General features: G+C 71.9%; 13 protein-coding genes and 1 riboswitch. Of the genes, 3 read left to right on the top strand and 10 right to left on the bottom strand.

Annotated features, from left to right (window positions below; translation table 11 throughout):
* Window positions 1-22 precede the first annotated feature (22 nt).
* Window positions 23-2,554 carry an ABC transporter permease gene (locus ACIO92_RS31230; RefSeq protein WP_402283791.1) on the top strand — a complete coding sequence of 844 codons (2,532 nt, stop codon included), beginning with the start codon at window positions 23-25 and terminating at the stop codon, window positions 2,552-2,554.
* A gap of 68 nt (window positions 2,555-2,622) precedes the next feature.
* Here ACIO92_RS31230 and ACIO92_RS31235 read toward each other — a convergent pair whose 3' ends face one another.
* The 9 genes from ACIO92_RS31235 to ACIO92_RS31275 form a co-directional block, all read right to left on the bottom strand.
* Window positions 2,623-3,933: a cyclopropane-fatty-acyl-phospholipid synthase family protein gene (locus ACIO92_RS31235; protein WP_366443831.1), complete on the bottom strand. Its 1,311-nt coding sequence runs from the start codon at window positions 3,931-3,933 to the stop codon at window positions 2,623-2,625.
* Between the two features lie 202 nt (window positions 3,934-4,135).
* Window positions 4,136-5,515: an NAD(P)/FAD-dependent oxidoreductase gene (locus ACIO92_RS31240; RefSeq protein ID WP_366443832.1), complete on the bottom strand. Its 1,380-nt coding sequence runs from the start codon at window positions 5,513-5,515 to the stop codon at window positions 4,136-4,138.
* A gap of 369 nt (window positions 5,516-5,884) precedes the next feature.
* Window positions 5,885-6,799, bottom strand: coding sequence for a Ppx/GppA phosphatase family protein (locus ACIO92_RS31245; protein ID WP_366443834.1), 915 nt, complete (start codon window positions 6,797-6,799; stop codon window positions 5,885-5,887).
* Complete coding sequence (locus tag ACIO92_RS31250; protein ID WP_366443835.1) at window positions 6,796-7,404, bottom strand: DUF501 domain-containing protein; 609 nt, start codon at window positions 7,402-7,404, stop codon at window positions 6,796-6,798. Before ACIO92_RS31250 ends, ACIO92_RS31245 begins: the two co-directional genes overlap by 4 nt.
* 34 nt (window positions 7,405-7,438) lie before the next feature.
* Window positions 7,439-7,909: a septum formation initiator family protein gene (locus ACIO92_RS31255; protein ID WP_366443836.1), complete on the bottom strand. Its 471-nt coding sequence runs from the start codon at window positions 7,907-7,909 to the stop codon at window positions 7,439-7,441.
* Window positions 7,910-7,999: 90 nt separating this feature from the next.
* Window positions 8,000-9,286, bottom strand: a complete 1,287-nt coding sequence (gene eno / locus ACIO92_RS31260; protein WP_351791463.1) for a phosphopyruvate hydratase — start codon at window positions 9,284-9,286, stop codon at window positions 8,000-8,002.
* 639 nt (window positions 9,287-9,925) lie between these two features.
* Window positions 9,926-10,651 (bottom strand): transglycosylase family protein, encoded by a 726-nt coding sequence (locus ACIO92_RS31265; protein WP_366443837.1) that lies wholly within the window; start codon window positions 10,649-10,651, stop codon window positions 9,926-9,928.
* Between the two features lie 3 nt (window positions 10,652-10,654).
* Window positions 10,655-10,826: riboswitch (cyclic di-AMP (ydaO/yuaA leader) on the bottom strand.
* 258 nt (window positions 10,827-11,084) lie between these two features.
* On the bottom strand, window positions 11,085-12,140 hold the full coding sequence (locus ACIO92_RS31270; RefSeq protein ID WP_366443838.1) for a transglycosylase family protein: 1,056 nt from the start codon (window positions 12,138-12,140) through the stop codon (window positions 11,085-11,087).
* Window positions 12,141-12,247: 107 nt separating this feature from the next.
* Window positions 12,248-13,591: a cytochrome P450 gene (locus ACIO92_RS31275; RefSeq protein WP_366443839.1), complete on the bottom strand. Its 1,344-nt coding sequence runs from the start codon at window positions 13,589-13,591 to the stop codon at window positions 12,248-12,250.
* 98 nt (window positions 13,592-13,689) lie between these two features.
* On the opposite strand from ACIO92_RS31275, the gene ACIO92_RS31280 reads away from it, so the two are divergent.
* Both ACIO92_RS31280 and ACIO92_RS31285 read left to right on the top strand, forming a co-directional pair.
* Window positions 13,690-14,895: a globin domain-containing protein gene (locus tag ACIO92_RS31280; protein WP_401238453.1), complete on the top strand. Its 1,206-nt coding sequence runs from the start codon at window positions 13,690-13,692 to the stop codon at window positions 14,893-14,895.
* A gap of 44 nt (window positions 14,896-14,939) precedes the next feature.
* Window positions 14,940-15,941 carry an XRE family transcriptional regulator gene (locus ACIO92_RS31285; protein WP_402283796.1) on the top strand — a complete coding sequence of 334 codons (1,002 nt, stop codon included), beginning with the start codon at window positions 14,940-14,942 and terminating at the stop codon, window positions 15,939-15,941.
* A 46-nt stretch (window positions 15,942-15,987) separates the two neighbouring features.
* Here the strand turns inward: ACIO92_RS31285 and ACIO92_RS31290 are convergent, their stop codons facing one another.
* On the bottom strand, window positions 15,988-16,470 hold the full coding sequence (locus ACIO92_RS31290; protein WP_402059068.1) for an NUDIX hydrolase: 483 nt from the start codon (window positions 16,468-16,470) through the stop codon (window positions 15,988-15,990).
* Between the last annotated feature and the right edge of the window lie 167 nt (window positions 16,471-16,637).

The raw sequence follows: 16,637 nt of genomic DNA on the forward strand, positions 1-16,637 counted from the left end.
ACCCTTCCTCCAGGACACACCCATGTTCCGTACCGCCCTGCGCAACGTGCTCGCGCACAAGGCGAGACTGCTGATGACCGTGCTCGCCGTGATGCTCGGCGTGGCCTTCGTCTCCGGCACCCTCGTCTTCACCGACACCCTCTCCCAGGCCTTCCGCAACCAGTCGGCGAAGAGCTACGACGACGTCGCCGTCTCCGTCTCGATGTACCCGGACCCCGAAGAGGCCCGGAAGTCCCCCGGCCTCTCCCAGAAGAACGTCGACGACGTCGCCGGGCTCGCCGGGGTCGCCTCCGTCACCCCCCGCGTCGACGGCTTCGCCGGAGTGCCGGACAAGAACGGCAAGCTGATCGGCGTCGGGTGGTCCAACAAGGGCACCAACTTCGCCCCCGGCAAGGACGGCAAGGACCGCGCGTACAACTTCGTCGAGGGCACCGGACCGGCCGAGGCCGGACAGATCGCCCTCGACCAGGAGACCGCGGCCAAGGGCGGCTACAAGGTCGGGGACTCCGTCCGCGTCGCCACCAACGGCCCGGTGAAGGAGTACGCCCTCACCGGTGTCTTCACCACCGAGGACGGCGCCGTCAAGGCGGGCGGCAGCCTCGTCCTGTTCGACACCGCCGTCGCCCAGAAGCTCTACCTGAAGCCCGGCTTCTACCGCGACATGACCGTCACCGCCGCCCCCGGCGCCGGTGACGCCAAGCTCCTGGACGAGGTCCTGAAGGTCGTCCCGAAGTCGGCCACCGCCGAGACCGGAAAGGCCCTGGCCGACAAGCAGGCCAAGGACATCGAGGCGGGCCTCGGGACGCTCAAGAAGGTCCTCCTGGGCTTCGCGGGCATCGCGCTCTTCGTCGGGATCTTCCTGATCTCCAACACCTTCACCATGCTGGTCGCCCAGCGCACCAAGGAACTGGCCCTGATGCGCGCGGTCGGTGCCTCGCGCAAGCAGATCACCCGCTCCGTGCTCGCCGAGGCCGGAATCGTCGGCCTGCTCGCCTCCGCCGTCGGCTACGCCCTCGGCATCGGCCTCGCCGTGGGCCTGCGCTCCGCCATGGCCGCCTTCGAGCTGAAGATCCCCGGCGGCGACCTGGTCCTCACCTCCACCCCGGCCGTCAGCGCCTTCTCCGTCGGCGTCCTCATCACCATGCTCGCCGCCTGGCTGCCCGGCCGCCGCGCCGCGCGGATCCCGCCGGTCGCCGCCATGAGCAGCGTCCACGCCACCGCCAGCACCAAGTCCCTGGTCGTGCGGAACTCCATCGGCGCGGCTGTCACCGCCCTCGGCGCGGTCCTCATCGTGCTCGGCGCGGGCCAGGGCGGCGACACGGGCCAGATGCTCATCGCGGGTGGCGCGTTCCTCACCCTCATCGGCGTGATCATCCTGATCCCGTTCCTGTCCCGGCCCGTGATCGCCGTGATCCGCCCGGTCTTCGTGAAGCTCTTCGGGGTCTCCGGCAAGCTCGCCGGTCTGAACGCGGTCCGCAACCCGCGCCGCACCGGCGCCACCGCCTCCGCGCTCGCCATCGGCCTGACCCTGGTCACCGGCCTCTCGGTGCTCGGCGCCACGGTCGGCTCGTCCCTCGACAAGACGACGACCGACCAGATCAAGGCCGACTACATGGTCTCCATGGCCAGCGGGAACACCCTGAGCAAGGACGTGCTGACCGCGCTGGAGAAGACCCCCGGCGTCACCGCGGTCTCCCCGCAGCAGTGGGGCAGCCTTGAGGTGAAGGGCGCGTACAGCTCGGCCTCCGGCGTCACCCCCGGAGCCATCGACAAGCTGCTCAAGCTGGACGTCGTCCAGGGCTCGATGTCCGCCCTCGGTGGCAACACCATCGCCGTCGACACGAAGATGGCGGAGATGAGCCGTCTGAAGGTCGGCGACGTCGTCCCGGTCCAGTTCATGGACAAGCAGAAGGGCAAGGTGACCATCGGCGCGGTCTACGAGCCCAGCACCTTCGTCTCCTCGATCCTCGCCGACCACCGCCTGATCGGCGAGCACGAGGACGACGCCCAGATCCGCGAGATCTTCGTCTCGACCTCCGGTGGCGCCAGCGCCGCCCACGAGAAGGCCCTGTCGAAGGCCATGGGGGACAACCCGGCCATCACGGTGATGGACCACAAGGACATCCGCGACTCCTTCGGCGGCCCGATCAACATGATGCTGAACATCATGTACGGCCTGCTCGGCATGGCCCTGATCATCGCCGTCCTCGGTGTCGTCAACACCCTCGCCATGTCCGTCTTCGAACGGCAGCAGGAGATCGGCATGTTGCGGGCGATCGGTCTCGACCGGCGCCGCGTCAAGCGGATGGTCCGTCTGGAGGCCGTCGTCATCTCGGTCTTCGGCGCGATCGTCGGCATCGGCCTCGGCAGCTTCCTCGGCTGGGCCGTCGGCGAGACCCTCAGGAAGGACCTGCCCGGCTACGCCCTGGTCCTGCCCTGGGACCGGATCGGGATCTTCCTGGTCCTGGCCGCCCTGGTCGGCGTCCTCGCCTCGCTGTGGCCCGCCCGCAGCGCGGCCAGGCTGAACATGCTCGCCGCCATCAAGGCCGAGTAGCACCGAGCGGCACCGCGCGCGAAGGGCCGGTCCCCCCTCCGAGGAGGGGGGACCGGCCCTTCGCCGTGTCAGGCCGTCCCCTCGCTCCAGACGCGCGGGCGCAGCGCCGTACCGCTGCGCCCCGACACCGGGGTCCGCACGGCGAGGAACTGGTTCACGCCGATCCGGTTGCGCTCGAAGGAGACGGCGGAGGCCGCCATGTAGAGCCGCCAGATCCGGGCCCGGCCCGGGGAGGTCAGCCGGACCGCCCGGTCCCAGTCCGCCTCCAGGTTGGCCACCCAGCGGCGCAGGGTGAGCGCGTAGTGCTCCCGGATCGCCTCGACGTCCCGCACCTCGAAGCCCGCGTCCTCCAGGGTCGTCAGGGTGCGGCCCATCGGGGCGAGTTCGCCGTCGGGGAAGACGTACGCGTCGATGAAGGGATCGACCTCGTAGGACTCCTCGTCGGGCCGGGGGCGCCGGGAGATCTGGTGGTTCAGGAGCCGCCCGCCGGGCTTGAGGAGCCCGTGGAGGATGCCGGCGTACTCCCGGTAGCGGACGGCGCCGACGTGCTCGGCCATCCCGATCGAGGAGATCGCGTCGTACGGGCCGTCGGTGACGTCCCGGTAGTCCTGGACGCGGATCTCGACGAGGTCGGCCAGCCCCTCGTCGGCGACCCGTTTGCGGGCGTACGCGGCCTGCTCGCGGGAGAGGGTGATGCCGACGACCCGGGCGCCGTACGCGCGGGCGGCGTGCAGGGCCATGGAGCCCCAGCCGCAGCCCACGTCGAGGAGCCGGTCGCCCTCCCTCAGGTTCAGCTTGCGGGCGATGAGGTCGAGCTTGTCCCGCTGGGCGTCCTCCAGGGACGCGTCCGGCCCGTCGGAGGCCCAGTAGGCGCACGAGTAGACCATCGACGGGCCGAGGACCAGCTCGTAGAAGTCGTTGCCCACGTCGTAGTGGTGACTGATCGCCTGCTTGTCACGGCCCTTGGTGTGGCGGCTGCCGCCCCGGCCGCGCATCTCCTCGGCCGGTGGCCGCGGCGGGACCGCGGGGCCCGCGAGGCGCAGCAGCCCCCGGACGGCGGCGCGGACCCGGGGGTCGCGCGCGGAGGCGAGCAGGCCCCGGGGGTCGTCGTCGCGCTCCCAGAGCATTCCGGAGAGCCGGTCGAGGAGTTCGTACAGGTCGCCCTCGACGTCGATCTCCCCGGCCACCCAGGCGCGGGCCAGGCCCAGTTCGCCGGGCTTCCAGATCATCCTCCGCAGGGCGCGGCGGTCGCGGACGATCAGAACGGGGCCTTCCACTGGTCCGGCCTCGCTGCCGTCCCAGGCTCGCAGGCGTACCGGGAACGGTTCTCCCGACAGTTCTTCGGCAAAGGTCGTCAGCCGCGACGCGGCGTCGGCCATGATGCGCACCTCCGTGATCTCGGGCCCCAGAAACGTCCGTCGTCAAGGGAACACCGTTCATGGGCGCGCGCAGTCCCGGCACAACACAACAACTCGGCAAAACACGCGAAGGGCCGTCCGCACCACGGATGGCGGACGGCCCTTGCGGGGGTGTGACGGTACTTCAGGGGCGGGGGTCCACAGGGGTCCCCGGCCCCCGCGATCAGGAGGCCTTGGCCTTCTCCTGCGCCGGGGCGGCCGGGGCGGGAGCGGGCTTGGCGGCCTCGTAGAACTCCTCGCGCGGCGTCTCGATGGCGCCGAGGGAGACGACCTCGCGCTTGAGGAACATCGCGAGGGTCCAGTCGGCGAAGACACGGATCTTGCGGTTCCAGGTCGGCATCGCCATGCCGTGGTAGCCACGGTGCATGTACCAGGCGAGACGGCCCTTGACCCTGATCTTCACCTTGCCCATGACGATCATCGCGACGCCCTTGTGCAGACCGAGTCCGGCCACGGCGCCCTTGTTGGCGTGGCTGTACTCCTTCTGCGGGAAGCCGCGCATCCCCGACACCACGTTGTCGCCGAGGACCTTGGCCTGGCGCAGGGCGTGCTGGGCGTTCGGCGGGCACCAGGCGTTGGGGTTGCCCGCGCGGCGGCCGACCATGTCCGGGACCTGGGCGTTGTCGCCCGCGGCCCAGGCGTAGTCGAGACCGTTGACCTGGAGCTTCTCGTTGCAGTCCACGTGGCCGCGGGGGCCGAGCGGCAGACCGAAGCGGGAGAGCGCCGGGTTCGGCTTCACACCGGCGGTCCACACGATGGTGTTGGAGTCGACCTCTAGGCCGTTCTTCAGCACGACGTGGCCGTCGACGCAGGAGTCCATGGAGGTCTCGAGGTAGATCTCGATCCCGCGGCTCTCCAGGTGCTCCTTGCCGTACTGGCCGAGCTTGGGGCCCACCTCGGGAAGGATCTTGTCGGCCGCGTCGACCAGGACGAAGCGCATGTCCTCGCGCGAGACGTTCTGGTAGTACTTCGAGGCGTCCCGGGCCAGGTCCTCGACCTCGCCGATGGTCTCCGCGCCCGCGAAGCCGCCGCCCACGAAGACGAAGGTCAGCGCCTTGCGGCGGACCTCCTCGTCGGTGGTCGAGTCGGCCTTGTCGAGCTGCTCCAGGACGTGGTTGCGCAGGCCGATGGCCTCCTCGATGCCCTTCATGCCGATGCCCTGCTCGGCGAGGCCGGGGATCGGGAAGGTGCGGGAGACCGCGCCCATCGCGATGATCAGGTAGTCGAACGGAAGCTCGTACGACTCGCCGACGAGCGGCGCGACCGTGGCGACCTTGCGGTCCTGGTCGATGGTGGTGACCCGGCCGGTGAGCACCTCGGCTCCGCGGACGACGCGTCGCAGCGGGACGACGACGTGACGCGGCGAGATGCTGCCGGCGGCGGCTTCGGGGAGGAAGGGCTGGTAGGTCATGTACGACCGCGGGTCGACGACCGTGACGGTCGCCTCCGCGTAGCGCATCTTCTTGAGGATGCGCCGAGCTGCGTACAGGCCTACGTACCCGCCGCCTACTACGAGGATCCTGGGACGCTCCGTGGTGCTCATGGCATCGAGTATCCACCCCGTCCGAGGGGGGTCCTCGTGCGCCCCTTCACAAGGTCTTCGGGTCCTTCTGCTACACTCCGCCGCCCACGTGATCCATGTCATGGTGCTGCAAAGGAACCGGGGTGCTCGGGCGAACGTTGTTCACCCCTTGTGAACTGGCCGGGAGGGCCCTCGCGCAGGCCCTCGGGGAGCCCCCGTTCACACGATGGAAACGTCGAGCGAATCGGCCTCCGCGCCTGCGAAAGGGCCCTGTGGCACCCCCCGGAGGGCCTGAAGGCCCCCCTCAGGTGCCATCAGGGCCCTTTTCCTTGTGAAGAAGTTCACGAACTTTCCCGACGCCGTGTCGCCGGACGGGACGATAGATGCCCGCTATGCCACGGATAGGGCGATCCCATCGAGGATGTCGTGCTCGCTGACGACGACCTCGTGCGCCCCGACCCGCTCCACGATCTCCCTCAGCACCAGCGCACCGGCGACGATCACGTCCACCCGGCCCGGGTGGATCACCGGGATCGCGGCCCGTTCGGCGTGGGTGGAGGCGAGCAGCCGCTCGGTCACCTCGGCCACCTGGGCGGCGGAGATCCGGGAGTGGTGGACCTTCGCGGAGTCGTACTCGGGGAGCCCGAGGGCGATGGCGGCGACCGTGGTGACGGAGCCCGCGAGACCGACGAGGGTCCCGGCGTCGCCGATCGGGACGGCCTCGGCAGCCAGGTCGAGGGCCGCGCGGACGTCGGCGCGGATCGCCTCGGCCTCCTCGGCGGTCGGCGGGTCGTGCCGGACGTGCCGCTCGGTGAGCCGGACGCAGCCGATGTCCACGGAACGGGCGGCCTCGACGTGCCGGTCGCCGGTGACGAACTCGGTGGAGCCGCCGCCGATGTCCACCACCAGGTAGGTCCGGTCGGCGGGCAGCTCGCCGGTGGCCCCGGCGAAGGAGAACGCGGCCTCCTGCTCGCCGGTGATGACCTCGGGCTCGACGCCCAGGATCTCCACGACCCCGGCCACGAAGTCCGCGCGGTTCTCGGCGTCGCGGGAGGCGGAGGTGGCGACGAACCGGAGCCGCTCGGCGCCGAGCTCGCGGATGACGGCCGCGTACTCCCGGCAGGCGGCGAAGGTCCGCTCCAGCGCCTCGGGGGCGAGCCGTCCCGTGCGGTCGACGTCCTGGCCGAGCCGGACGATCGTCATCCGCCGGTCCAGCTCGATCAGCTCGCCCGTCGTGGGGTCCACGTCGGCGACGAGCAGCCGGATGGAGTTCGTACCGCAGTCGATTCCGGCGACCCGGGTCACTTGGTCTCCTCGTCCTCGGTGGCCTCGGGCCCGGAGGCGAAGCGGCCGCCGTCGGAGGACCCGACGGTCCGGCCGTCCTCCTCCTTCGGGGCGCACGGGGTGACGCAGGGACCCTTGGCCCACCACTCGGGGAGCATGGCGAGGGCCTCGTCGCCGAAGGGGTTCACGCCGGGGCCCGCGACGAGCGAGTGGCCGACGAGGACGTGCAGGCACTTGACCCGGTCGGGCATCCCGCCCGCGCTGGGGAAGCCCTCCAGGACCTCGATGGCGTCGCGGCGGGCGAGGTAGTCCTCGTGCGCGGCGCGGTAGGAGGCGGCGAGCTCCGGGTCGGTGGCGAGCCGGGCCTGCATCTCCTTCATGACCCCGTTGGCCTCCAGGGTGCCGATGGCCGAGGCCGCCCGGGGGCAGGTCAGGTAGTACGTGGTGGGGAAGGGGGTGCCGTCGGGGAGCCGGGGCGCGGTCTCGACGACGTCCGGCCGGCCGCAGGGGCAGCGGTGGGCGATGGCGCGCAGCCCGCGGGGCGGTCGGCCGAGCTGGAGCTCGAAGGCCGCGATGTCCTCGTCGGTGGGCTCGGTGCGTGCGGTCTGCGGAGGGGGCGTTTCCATGTCTGCCTTGCTCGTGTGTCGCGTGCGGAGGGGGTCAGGGGCGGTCGGCGTGGTCGACGCCGTCCCAGAGGTTGTCGTACCAGGGGCGGTCGGCCGCGCCCTGCTCGGCGCGGGGCCGTCGCTCCGCGTCGGGGTCGTCCACGGTGAAGCCGGTCTCGCCGGGCATCAGGTAGTGCAGGTGCTCGCGGGCGAGGCGGCGGACGTAGGCCGGGTCCTGGAGGCGGGCCTTCTCGTCCCTGAGTTCCTCGACGCGCCGGGCCGCCTCGGCGGCCTTGCGCTGCTGCTCGGCGATCTCGCCCTGCTGGGACACGTAGCTCCGCATCGGGTAGGCGAGCGCCACCACGAGGGAGCAGACGACGAGGGCGAGGAAGGCCGCGCGGCCGGTGAGCCGGGAGCGGCGGGCCTGGCGGCGGGTCTGGGAGCGGTAGACACGGGCGGCGGTCTGCTCGCCGAGCAGCCTGATCCGGGTCGCGGTGGAGAACCGGTCCCGGTTCTTCGCGGCCATGTCGTGTCGCCTCCCCTGTTCACGCGTACGTCCCCGCACACGGTACGGGACCGGGTGCGGGGACGGACGGAACTACCGGGTGCGACTCCGTCAGCCCTTGAAGCGCGGGAAGGCGCTGCGGCCGGCGTAGACGGCGGCGTCGTCGAGGATCTCCTCGATGCGCAGCAGCTGGTTGTACTTGGCGACGCGCTCGGAGCGGGCCGGGGCGCCGGTCTTGATCTGGCCGCAGTTGGTGGCGACGGCGAGGTCGGCGATGGTGACGTCCTCGGTCTCGCCGGAGCGGTGCGACATCATGCACTTGAAGCCGCTGCGCTGGGCCAGCTCGACGGCGTCGAGGGTCTCGGTGAGCGAGCCGATCTGGTTGACCTTGACGAGCAGGGCGTTCGCGGAGCCCTCCTCGATGCCACGGGCCAGGCGCTCGGGGTTGGTGACGAAGAGGTCGTCGCCGACGATCTGGACCTTGGTGCCCAGCTTGTCGGTGAGCACCTTCCAGCCGGCCCAGTCGTCCTCGAAGAGCGGGTCCTCGATGGAGACCAGCGGGTAGGCCGCGACCAGCTCCTCGTAGTACTCGGTCAGCTCGGCGGCGGAGAGGGACTTGCCCTCGAACTCGTACTTGCCGTCGTTGTAGAACTCGGAGGCGGCGACGTCGAGGGCGAGCGCGATGTCCTTGCCGGGGGCGTAACCGGCTTCCTTGATCGCTTCGAGGATCAGGTCCAGCGCGGCACGGTTGGAGTCGAGGTTCGGCGCGAAGCCGCCCTCGTCGCCGAGGCCGGTGGAGAGGCCCTTGCGCTTCAGGACGCCCTTGAGCGTGTGGTAGACCTCGGTGCCCCAGCGGAGGGCCTCGGAGAAGGACTCCGCGCCGATCGGGGCGATCATGAACTCCTGGATGTCGACGTTGGAGTCGGCGTGCGACCCACCGTTGAGGATGTTCATCATCGGAACGGGCAGCAGGTGCGCGTTCGGGCCGCCGAGGTAGCGGAAGAGCGGGAGGTCGCTGGCCTCGGAGGCGGCGTGCGCGACGGCGAGGGAGACGCCGAGGATGGCGTTGGCGCCGAGCGACGACTTGTCCGGGGTGGCGTCCAGGTCGAACATGGCCTGGTCGATCAGGCGCTGCTCGGTGGCGTCGTAGCCGACGAGCTCCGGGCCGATCTGCTCGATCACGGCGAGGACGGCCTTCTCGACGCCCTTGCCCTGGTAGCGGTTGGGGTCACCGTCGCGAAGCTCGAGGGCCTCGAACGCACCGGTGGAGGCTCCGGACGGAACAGCAGCACGGCCGGTGCTGCCGTCGTCGAGGCCGACCTCGACCTCGACGGTGGGGTTGCCTCGGGAGTCCAGGATTTCCCGGGCTACGACGACGTCGATGGACGGCACGAGCATCTCCTTATGGGATGTGACGCTGGATGTGACGCAAGGTCGGCGCAGGGTCGGCTTGGCCTTGCGTCAAGAGCCTAACCGGCTCGGCGGCTCCGGCCAGCCGGGCGCCCGCCCCCTGGGACGAAAAAGGGCCCAAGGACATGCATTCAGGGGCGAAAGACCCCGGATCTACTGGACAGTAACCAAGAAGTCCTCCCGAAACCGCCGGGGAGACCCTTCTCGGGGCGCGAGGAGGGGGCTCCGCCCGTGGGCGGGGAATCCGGGAGGGAAGGGGAGTCCGTACGTGGCGGGACCCCTCCCGGAGCGGGGAGGGAGCGCGTACGCGGCGGGGACCCCGCCCCCGGTGGGGCGACCACTCGTGACGGGGGCCGGGAGAGGGAAGGGGAGTCCCGCCCGTGGCGGCGAGTCCGCCCGCGCCCGTGTCTCCGTCCGTGGCCGCGCCCGTGTCTCCGTCCGTGACCCGCGCCCGCGATCTCCGCGCGGCCCGCGCGTGGAACTCCGCAGGAGGAGAGGAGCGGGAGACCTCGGACGGCGGAAACCCCGGACCGGCGCGCACGGGGGGAGGCGCGCCGGGCCGGGGTGGTCACCGCGGGAGGGTCGTCGGTGCCGTACGGGTCGCGGGACCCGTACGGACCGCCGGGCTCACTTGAGGTGGAGCTGCTGGCCCGGGTAGATCAGGTCGGCGTGGTCGACGACGTCCTTGTTCAGCTCGAAGAGCTTGGCCCAGCCGCCCTTGACGCCGTGCGCCTGGGCGATGCTGCTGAGGGTGTCGCCGGTCACGACCTTGTACTCGCCGTCGCCCTTCTCGACCTTCTTGCCGGTCGGGGTGGTGACGGTCGCCTTCGGCGCGGCCTGCTGCTGCGCGGCCTTCTTCGGGGCCTGGCGCTGCTCGCTGCGGGTCGTCGGCTGCTCGGCCGACCGCTGCTGCGTCGGCTGCTGCTTCGGCTGCTGGGTGACGGTCTTGGGGGCGCTCTCGGCGGCGCCGCCGTCGTAGGAGGCACGGGAGAGGCCCACGCCGCAGCTCGGCCACGCGCCCTTGCCCTGGCCCGCGAGGACCTTCTCGGCGATGGCGATCTGCTGGGACTTCGACGCCTGGTTGGCGGTCGAGGCGTAGGCGGTGCCGCCGTACGCGGCCCAGGTGGAGGCCGCGAACTGGAGGCCGCCGTAGTAGCCGTTGCCCGTGTTGATGGACCAGTTGCCGCCGGACTCGCACTGGGCGACGCGGTCCCACTCGGCGACCGTGGCGGCCGAGGCGGTGCCCGCGGTCATCAGCGGGGCGGCGACGGCGACACCGGTGACGCCGACGAGCGTGACGACCTGGGTGGCCTTGGAGGGACGGCGGTGTTTGCCCTTACCGGAAAACAGCATGGAGATTCTCCTCACCGACGCCTGCGAGGTGAGCTGTCGGGTTCGGGCCAATGAGTTGCCCGGCCGCGTGTCCCAGCACGCGGCTTCACCCCAAGCCGGTCGTCGGCCGTCTCTCAACGGCCGGGTCCGGCACTTACCTTGGGTCCCCCGCTCCTGCCTTCGGCGCTTGCGCGACGACTGTTCCCGACGGCCGACGGCAGGATTCGGCGTTTCGGTCGACGGGGCCCGCGGTGGCGAGCGGTGACGACCGTAGACACAGACCCACCGGAAGTTCAAAGAGGCGAATGACGGACATTCCGACCCTCCTTGCCTTCCGGCGGGGGGTGTTTGCGCAGGTGGGAGGCGACAGGAGCAAAGTTTGCGGGTGTGACACGCCAGTTGGGGCGAAGAGACCCATGTCTCACTTGCCCAGAACCGGACATATGACCCCGAATCACTCCGCCTGTGCGACCGGACTCTCCGTCAGGTCAAGGCTCTGACCAGGGAGGATGAGGTCCGGGTCGGTGCCGACCGTCTTCCGGTTGGCGTCATAGAGCGCGGTCCAGCCTCCGGGCAGCTCGTTCTGCTGCGCGATGTCGGACAGGCTGTCGCCCGCCTTCACCGTGTACGCGCCCGAAGTGCCCTGACTGTCCGTTCCGCCCGAATTCTTGGCGGCGTCGGCCAAGGGCTTCGCCGCGGTCTCCTCGGAGAGGCCGTCACCGGGCGCCGCGTGGCGACCCGTTTCGGCGGAGTCGCCCGGCTTCCCGGTCCCCTCCGGAGCCGCGTCGCCCCGGTGCTTGCCGGACCCCGTCGACGGGGCACCGGTCGTCGGCTCACCGGACGTGCCCGGTGCGACGGACCCGCCGGGCGTGGTGGTGGCGGGATCGGGGGCGCCCGGGGAGACGGGGGCCGTCGGGCCGACCGGCGCGCCCGTCACCGGCGCGCCCGTCGAGGGCGTGGCGGGACTCGTGGGCGCCGAGGTGGCGGTGCGCGCCTCGGCGGTCCGTCCGGCCGCGCCCCGGGCCGCCTCCGCCGCACCGGAGGAGGGCGGACCCGTCGTACGGTTCGACTCGGCGACGGGGCCGCCGGAGGGCTTGGGGAGGTCCGCCGGGCCCGGGTCCACCTTCGGCCGGGCGCCGTCGTTGACGAGTCCCGCGATCGGCGCGCAGGTGGCCCACGCGGTGGAACCCTTGGCGAGGGCCTTCTCGGCCACCGCTATCTGCTGGGCGCGGCTGGCCAGGTCGGGGCTGGGCGCGTAGGCGAGACCGCCGTGCCGCTCCCAGCTGTCCTGGGTGAACTGGAGGCCGCCGTAGAGGCCGTTGCCGAGGTTGGCGCTCCACTGGCCGCCGGACTCGCACTCGGCGACCCGGTCCCAGGTGGCGGCGTCGGCGGCGGACGCCGAGCCGGTGGCGAGCAGGGGCAGCGCCATGGCGGACCCGGTCACCCCCGCGGCGACGACGATGGCGGGGGCCTGACGGGGGCGGCGGTGTCGTCCGTTCCCGGAACGCATAGGAGCGCCTTTCGCGTGACAACTGGGGTGGTCGAACTGAGTTGTCGGGGAACGTAGCCGTATTCGAACGCTCATCACAAGTCGATGCACCCGCGATCACGCGAAGATCACATTTCTGACACCTCGTCAGATCCATGGAGGGGGACGGCCGGGGAGAACTCCACCGGAAGGGTGCGCAGCCCCCGCATGATGAGCCCGCCGCGCCACCGCAGTTCGGCCGGATCGGCGGCGAGCCGCAGGTCCGGGAGGCGGGTCAGCAGGGTCGCCAGGGCCGTCTGCCCTTCGAGCCGGGCGAGCGGCGCGCCCAGGCAGTAGTGGATGCCGTGCCCGTATCCGAGGTGCTGGTTGTCGCGCCGGGCGAGGTCGAGGACGTCCGGCCCGTCGAAGCGCTCGGGGTCCCGGTCGGCGGCGGCGAGGACCACGAGCACCGGGTCGCCCGCCGGGATCTCCTGCCCGCCGATCGTCAGCGGGCGGGTCGCGTACCGCCAGGTGGCCATCTCCACCGGCCCGTCGTACCGCAGCAGTTCCTCGATCCCGGTCTCCAGGAGTCCGGTCTCCCCGGCGGCGATCGAGTCCTGGAGCCGGGCGCGCTGCTCCGGATGCCGGAGCAGCGCGTACAGTCCGTTGCCCACCAGATTGACGGTGGTCTCGAAGCCGGCGAAGAGCAGGATGAAGGCCATCGCGGCGGCCTCGTTCTCGGTGAGGTGCTCGCCGTGGTCGGAGGCCCGGATGAGACCCGAGATGAGGTCGTCCCCGGGCTCCTCGCGCTTGCGGTGGATCAGCTCCGCGAGATAGCCGCGCATCTTCTTCACCGACCGCGCGACCCCGCCGCGCGGCCCGCCGCCGTGCCGGATCATCATCCCGGCCCAGTCCCGGAAGTCGTCCTGGTCCTCCTCGGGCACCCCGAGCAGGTCGCAGATGGCGTAGATGGGCAGCGGGAAGGCGAACTCGTGGATGAGGTCCGCGCTCCCCCGCTCCACGAAGGAGTCGATGAGCCGGTCGGTCAGCTCCTGCACGCGCGGGGCGAACTCCGCGACCCGGCGGGGGGTGAACGCCTTCGAGACGAGCCTGCGCAGCCGGGTGTGGTCCGGCGGATCGATGTTGAGCAGATGGGTCATCAGCTCGGCCTTGCGCTCGCCCGGGATGCCCGTCTTCCCCTTCGCGTGCGGGGACTCGGCGTGGTGCGCCGGGTTCTTGGAGAGCCGCTGGTCCGCGAGGGCCTGCCGGGCGTCGGCGTACCGGGTCACCAGCCAGGCCTCGACCCCGCTCGGGAGGGTCGTGCGGTGCACCGGCTCGTGCGTCCTGAGCCAGGCGTACGCGGGATAGGGATCGCTGGCGAACTCCCAGGTGAAGAGCTCGGGCGCGGGCCCGGAGACGGGACACGACGAGGCGCCGGGGACTTCTCCGGGGGCGGGGCGGGAGGCGGGTGCTGGGCCGGGGGTGGTGCTCACCCCCCGACCGTACAGGCAGGTTCCGCCGGATCCGGGTGTGGAGATTCCGTGAGGACGGGCCGGACGGGTGCCCTACATTCCTGACAGTGGACCCTCAGATGCTCAGGAGCACGTTCGCGGTCGTCGAGAGACGGGCCGAGCACGCCGTCACCTACTTCTACGCGCATCTCTTCCGGCAGGAGCCGTCCCTGCGCGAGCTGTTCCCCGGGGACATGCGGCCCCAGCGCGACCGGCTCTTCGCCGCGCTCACCCATCTGGTGGACCGTCTGGAGGACCCGGACCTCCCCGTGTACCTGGGGCGCCTGGGCCGCGACCACCGCAGGTTCCTCGCCACCCCCGCCCTCTACGCCTCGGTCGGCACCAGCCTGCTCGCCGCGTTCGCGCACGTGGCGGGAGCCGCCTGGACCACGGAGGCCGAGAAGGCCTGGACGGAGGCGTACGCGCACCTGGCCGAGCTGATGCTGGCGGGCGCCGACGAGGCCGTGGCGGCGGGCGAGCCCGCCTGGTGGGACGCGGACGTCGTCCGGCACGAGCGGTACGGCCCCGACCTGGCCGTCCTCACCCTGCGGCCCCGGCGGCCCCTGCCCTTCCTGCCCGGCCAGTACGTCAGCGTCGCCTCGCCCCGCGTCCCCCGCGTCTGGCGCACCTACTCCCTCGCCGACGCGCCCCGCCCGGACGGCACCGTGGAACTGCACGTGAGCCGGGTCCCCGGTGGGGTGATGAGCACGGCGCTCGTGCACGGCACGGCGCCCGGCGGGGTGCTGCGGCTCGGGCCGCCCGACGGCGACCTCGTCGCCCGGACGGAACCGGGCGGACAGCGCGCCTACATCTGCGCGGGCACCGGCTGGGCGCCGGTGAAGGCCCTCCTTTCGGAGGCGGTCGAGCGCGAACCGGCCCTGATGGGAAGGCTGTTCGTCGTGGCGCGCGCGAAGGAGCACCTGTACGGGCGCCGGGACGTGGAGCGGCTGGCCGCCCGGCTCGACGGGCTGAGCGTCACCTACATCACCTCCGCGCCCGGCCACCCCAAGGACCAGGCGACCGAGCGGCTCGTCCAGTCCCTCCGGTCCTGCGTCCACTGGTCCGCGCACGACGTGTACCTCGCCGGGCCGCCCGGCTTCATCACGGAGGTCGTCGAGGTCCTCGTGGAGCTGGGCACCGCTCCCGACCGCATCCACCACGACACCCTGCCGCCGGTCAGCCCCTTCGCCGTCCGCCCCCACACCCCCGCCGACCGCCTCCTCGGCCCACCGGCCCCCCTCTGGCACAACCCGGCCGCCCGCACCGCGCGGCCCGGACGCCGGTGATCGATACCGTGGTGCCTCCACCGTCGCCGGACGAGGAGGACGCCATGCGTCGCAGGAACCTACTGGCCGGGGCTCTCGCCGCCGGAGCCTCAGCCCTCGTCGGCACCGGCACGGCTTCCGGCGCGAGCCTGGAGGACGCGCTGTTCCGCCTCCCGGACGCGGAGCCTGCCCCGCTCCGAACGCTGGCCACCCGCACCGCCGCCGCACGCCAGGCGTTCACCGACGCACGCTACGGCGAACTCACCGCCGAACTGCCCGGTCTGCTCGCCCACGCCGAGGCGACGCGGGAGACAGCCGTGGGCCAGGCCCGCCGACAGGCCCACGCCATCCTCGCCCGCGCCTACGTCCTGGCCGCCGAACTCGCCGCGAAACAGCACTCCGACACCGCGTGGGTCGCGGCCGACCGCGCCCTGTCCGCAGCCCGTGCCAGCGGTATGCCAGTGCCCGTCGGCGAAGCCTCCCGCGTCCTGGCGATCACGATGCGGCGCTCCGGCCGCAGCGCTGCCGCCGTCCGCCTCCTCACCCAGGAAGCCGCCGCCCTCGACCCCACCGAGGCCCGCACCGCCGCCGTCCGTACCACCCTGCTGCTCACCGCCGCGTACTCGGCGGCGTCGGGCCGCGACCGCACGACCGCCCTCACGCTGCTCGACGAGGCGGACGAGGACGTCCGGCGCCGTCCGGCCGCCCCGGGCGGGCTCTTCACCGTCGACGCCACCCAGGCCCAGGTGGACATCTACCGCATCAGCGTCCACAACGCCCTCGGCACCCCCGACGAAGGCGTGGCCGTCGCACGCGGCCTGGACATCGGCCGTATCCCCACAACCGAGCGGCGCGCCCGCGCGTGGACCGACACCGCCCGGATGTGGCACGCCCTCGGCGACGGAACGCGGACGTTCGCCGCGTTGCGCCACGTCGAGCGGGAAGCGGCGCAGGAAGTACGCCGGCCCGCGCTGCGGGCCCTGACCACCAGCCTGCTCTACTACGGCCCGGCAACCGTGTCCGGCCTGCGGGAGTTCGCCGTCCGCACGGGAGCCGTACCCGCGTAGCCCGTGCCGTCCCGCCCCGGCGCCGGGGCGGGACGGCGGAGTTCGGTCACGGCGCGGGCACGAACCATGCGGCGGGCTCGTCCTTCTCCACCCGCGCGATGATCTCCCGCATCCGCTCGCTCATCGGGGGCAGGGCGTCCAGCGGGAACCAGGCGACCTCCGCCGACTCGTCGTCGCAGACCCGGGGCTCCTGTCCCCCGTCCGCCGGACGGCAGGCGAAGACGACCTCGAAGTACTGCGCCCGGTCGCCATTGCCGTGGCGTACCGGCGGGGAGTGCGTCACCGCCGCCAGGCGCTCCACCACCACCCGCACCCCGGTCTCCTCCTCCACCTCCCGCACCGCCGCCACGGCCGGAGGCTCGCCCGGCTCCACGATCCCGCTCAGCGGCGTCCACGCCCCGCCCGCGGAACGGCGCTGCAGAAGCACCCGCCGCCGCTCGTCACGGACGACCGCGACCACGCCCGGCAACCAGAGCAGCTGGTCAGGACCAACCGCTTTCCGTAGATCTGAGACGAAATCAGGAATCACGCACCCACCTTAGAAGGGACAGCAGGGCGCGACCGGGCGTTTCGCCGTCTCCCGCCCGGCTGCGTAGCACCACTAGTAGTGCTTCGTTACGTCGGGTGATCTTGCCTGGTAACGGGCATCTTCCGGCTATGAGGCTTGGGGAGGTGGAACGGCTCCGGGGTGAGTTA

It is taken from the genome of Streptomyces sp. NPDC087215, assembly GCF_044744885.1.
Classification (GTDB): Bacteria; Actinomycetota; Actinomycetes; order Streptomycetales; family Streptomycetaceae; genus Streptomyces.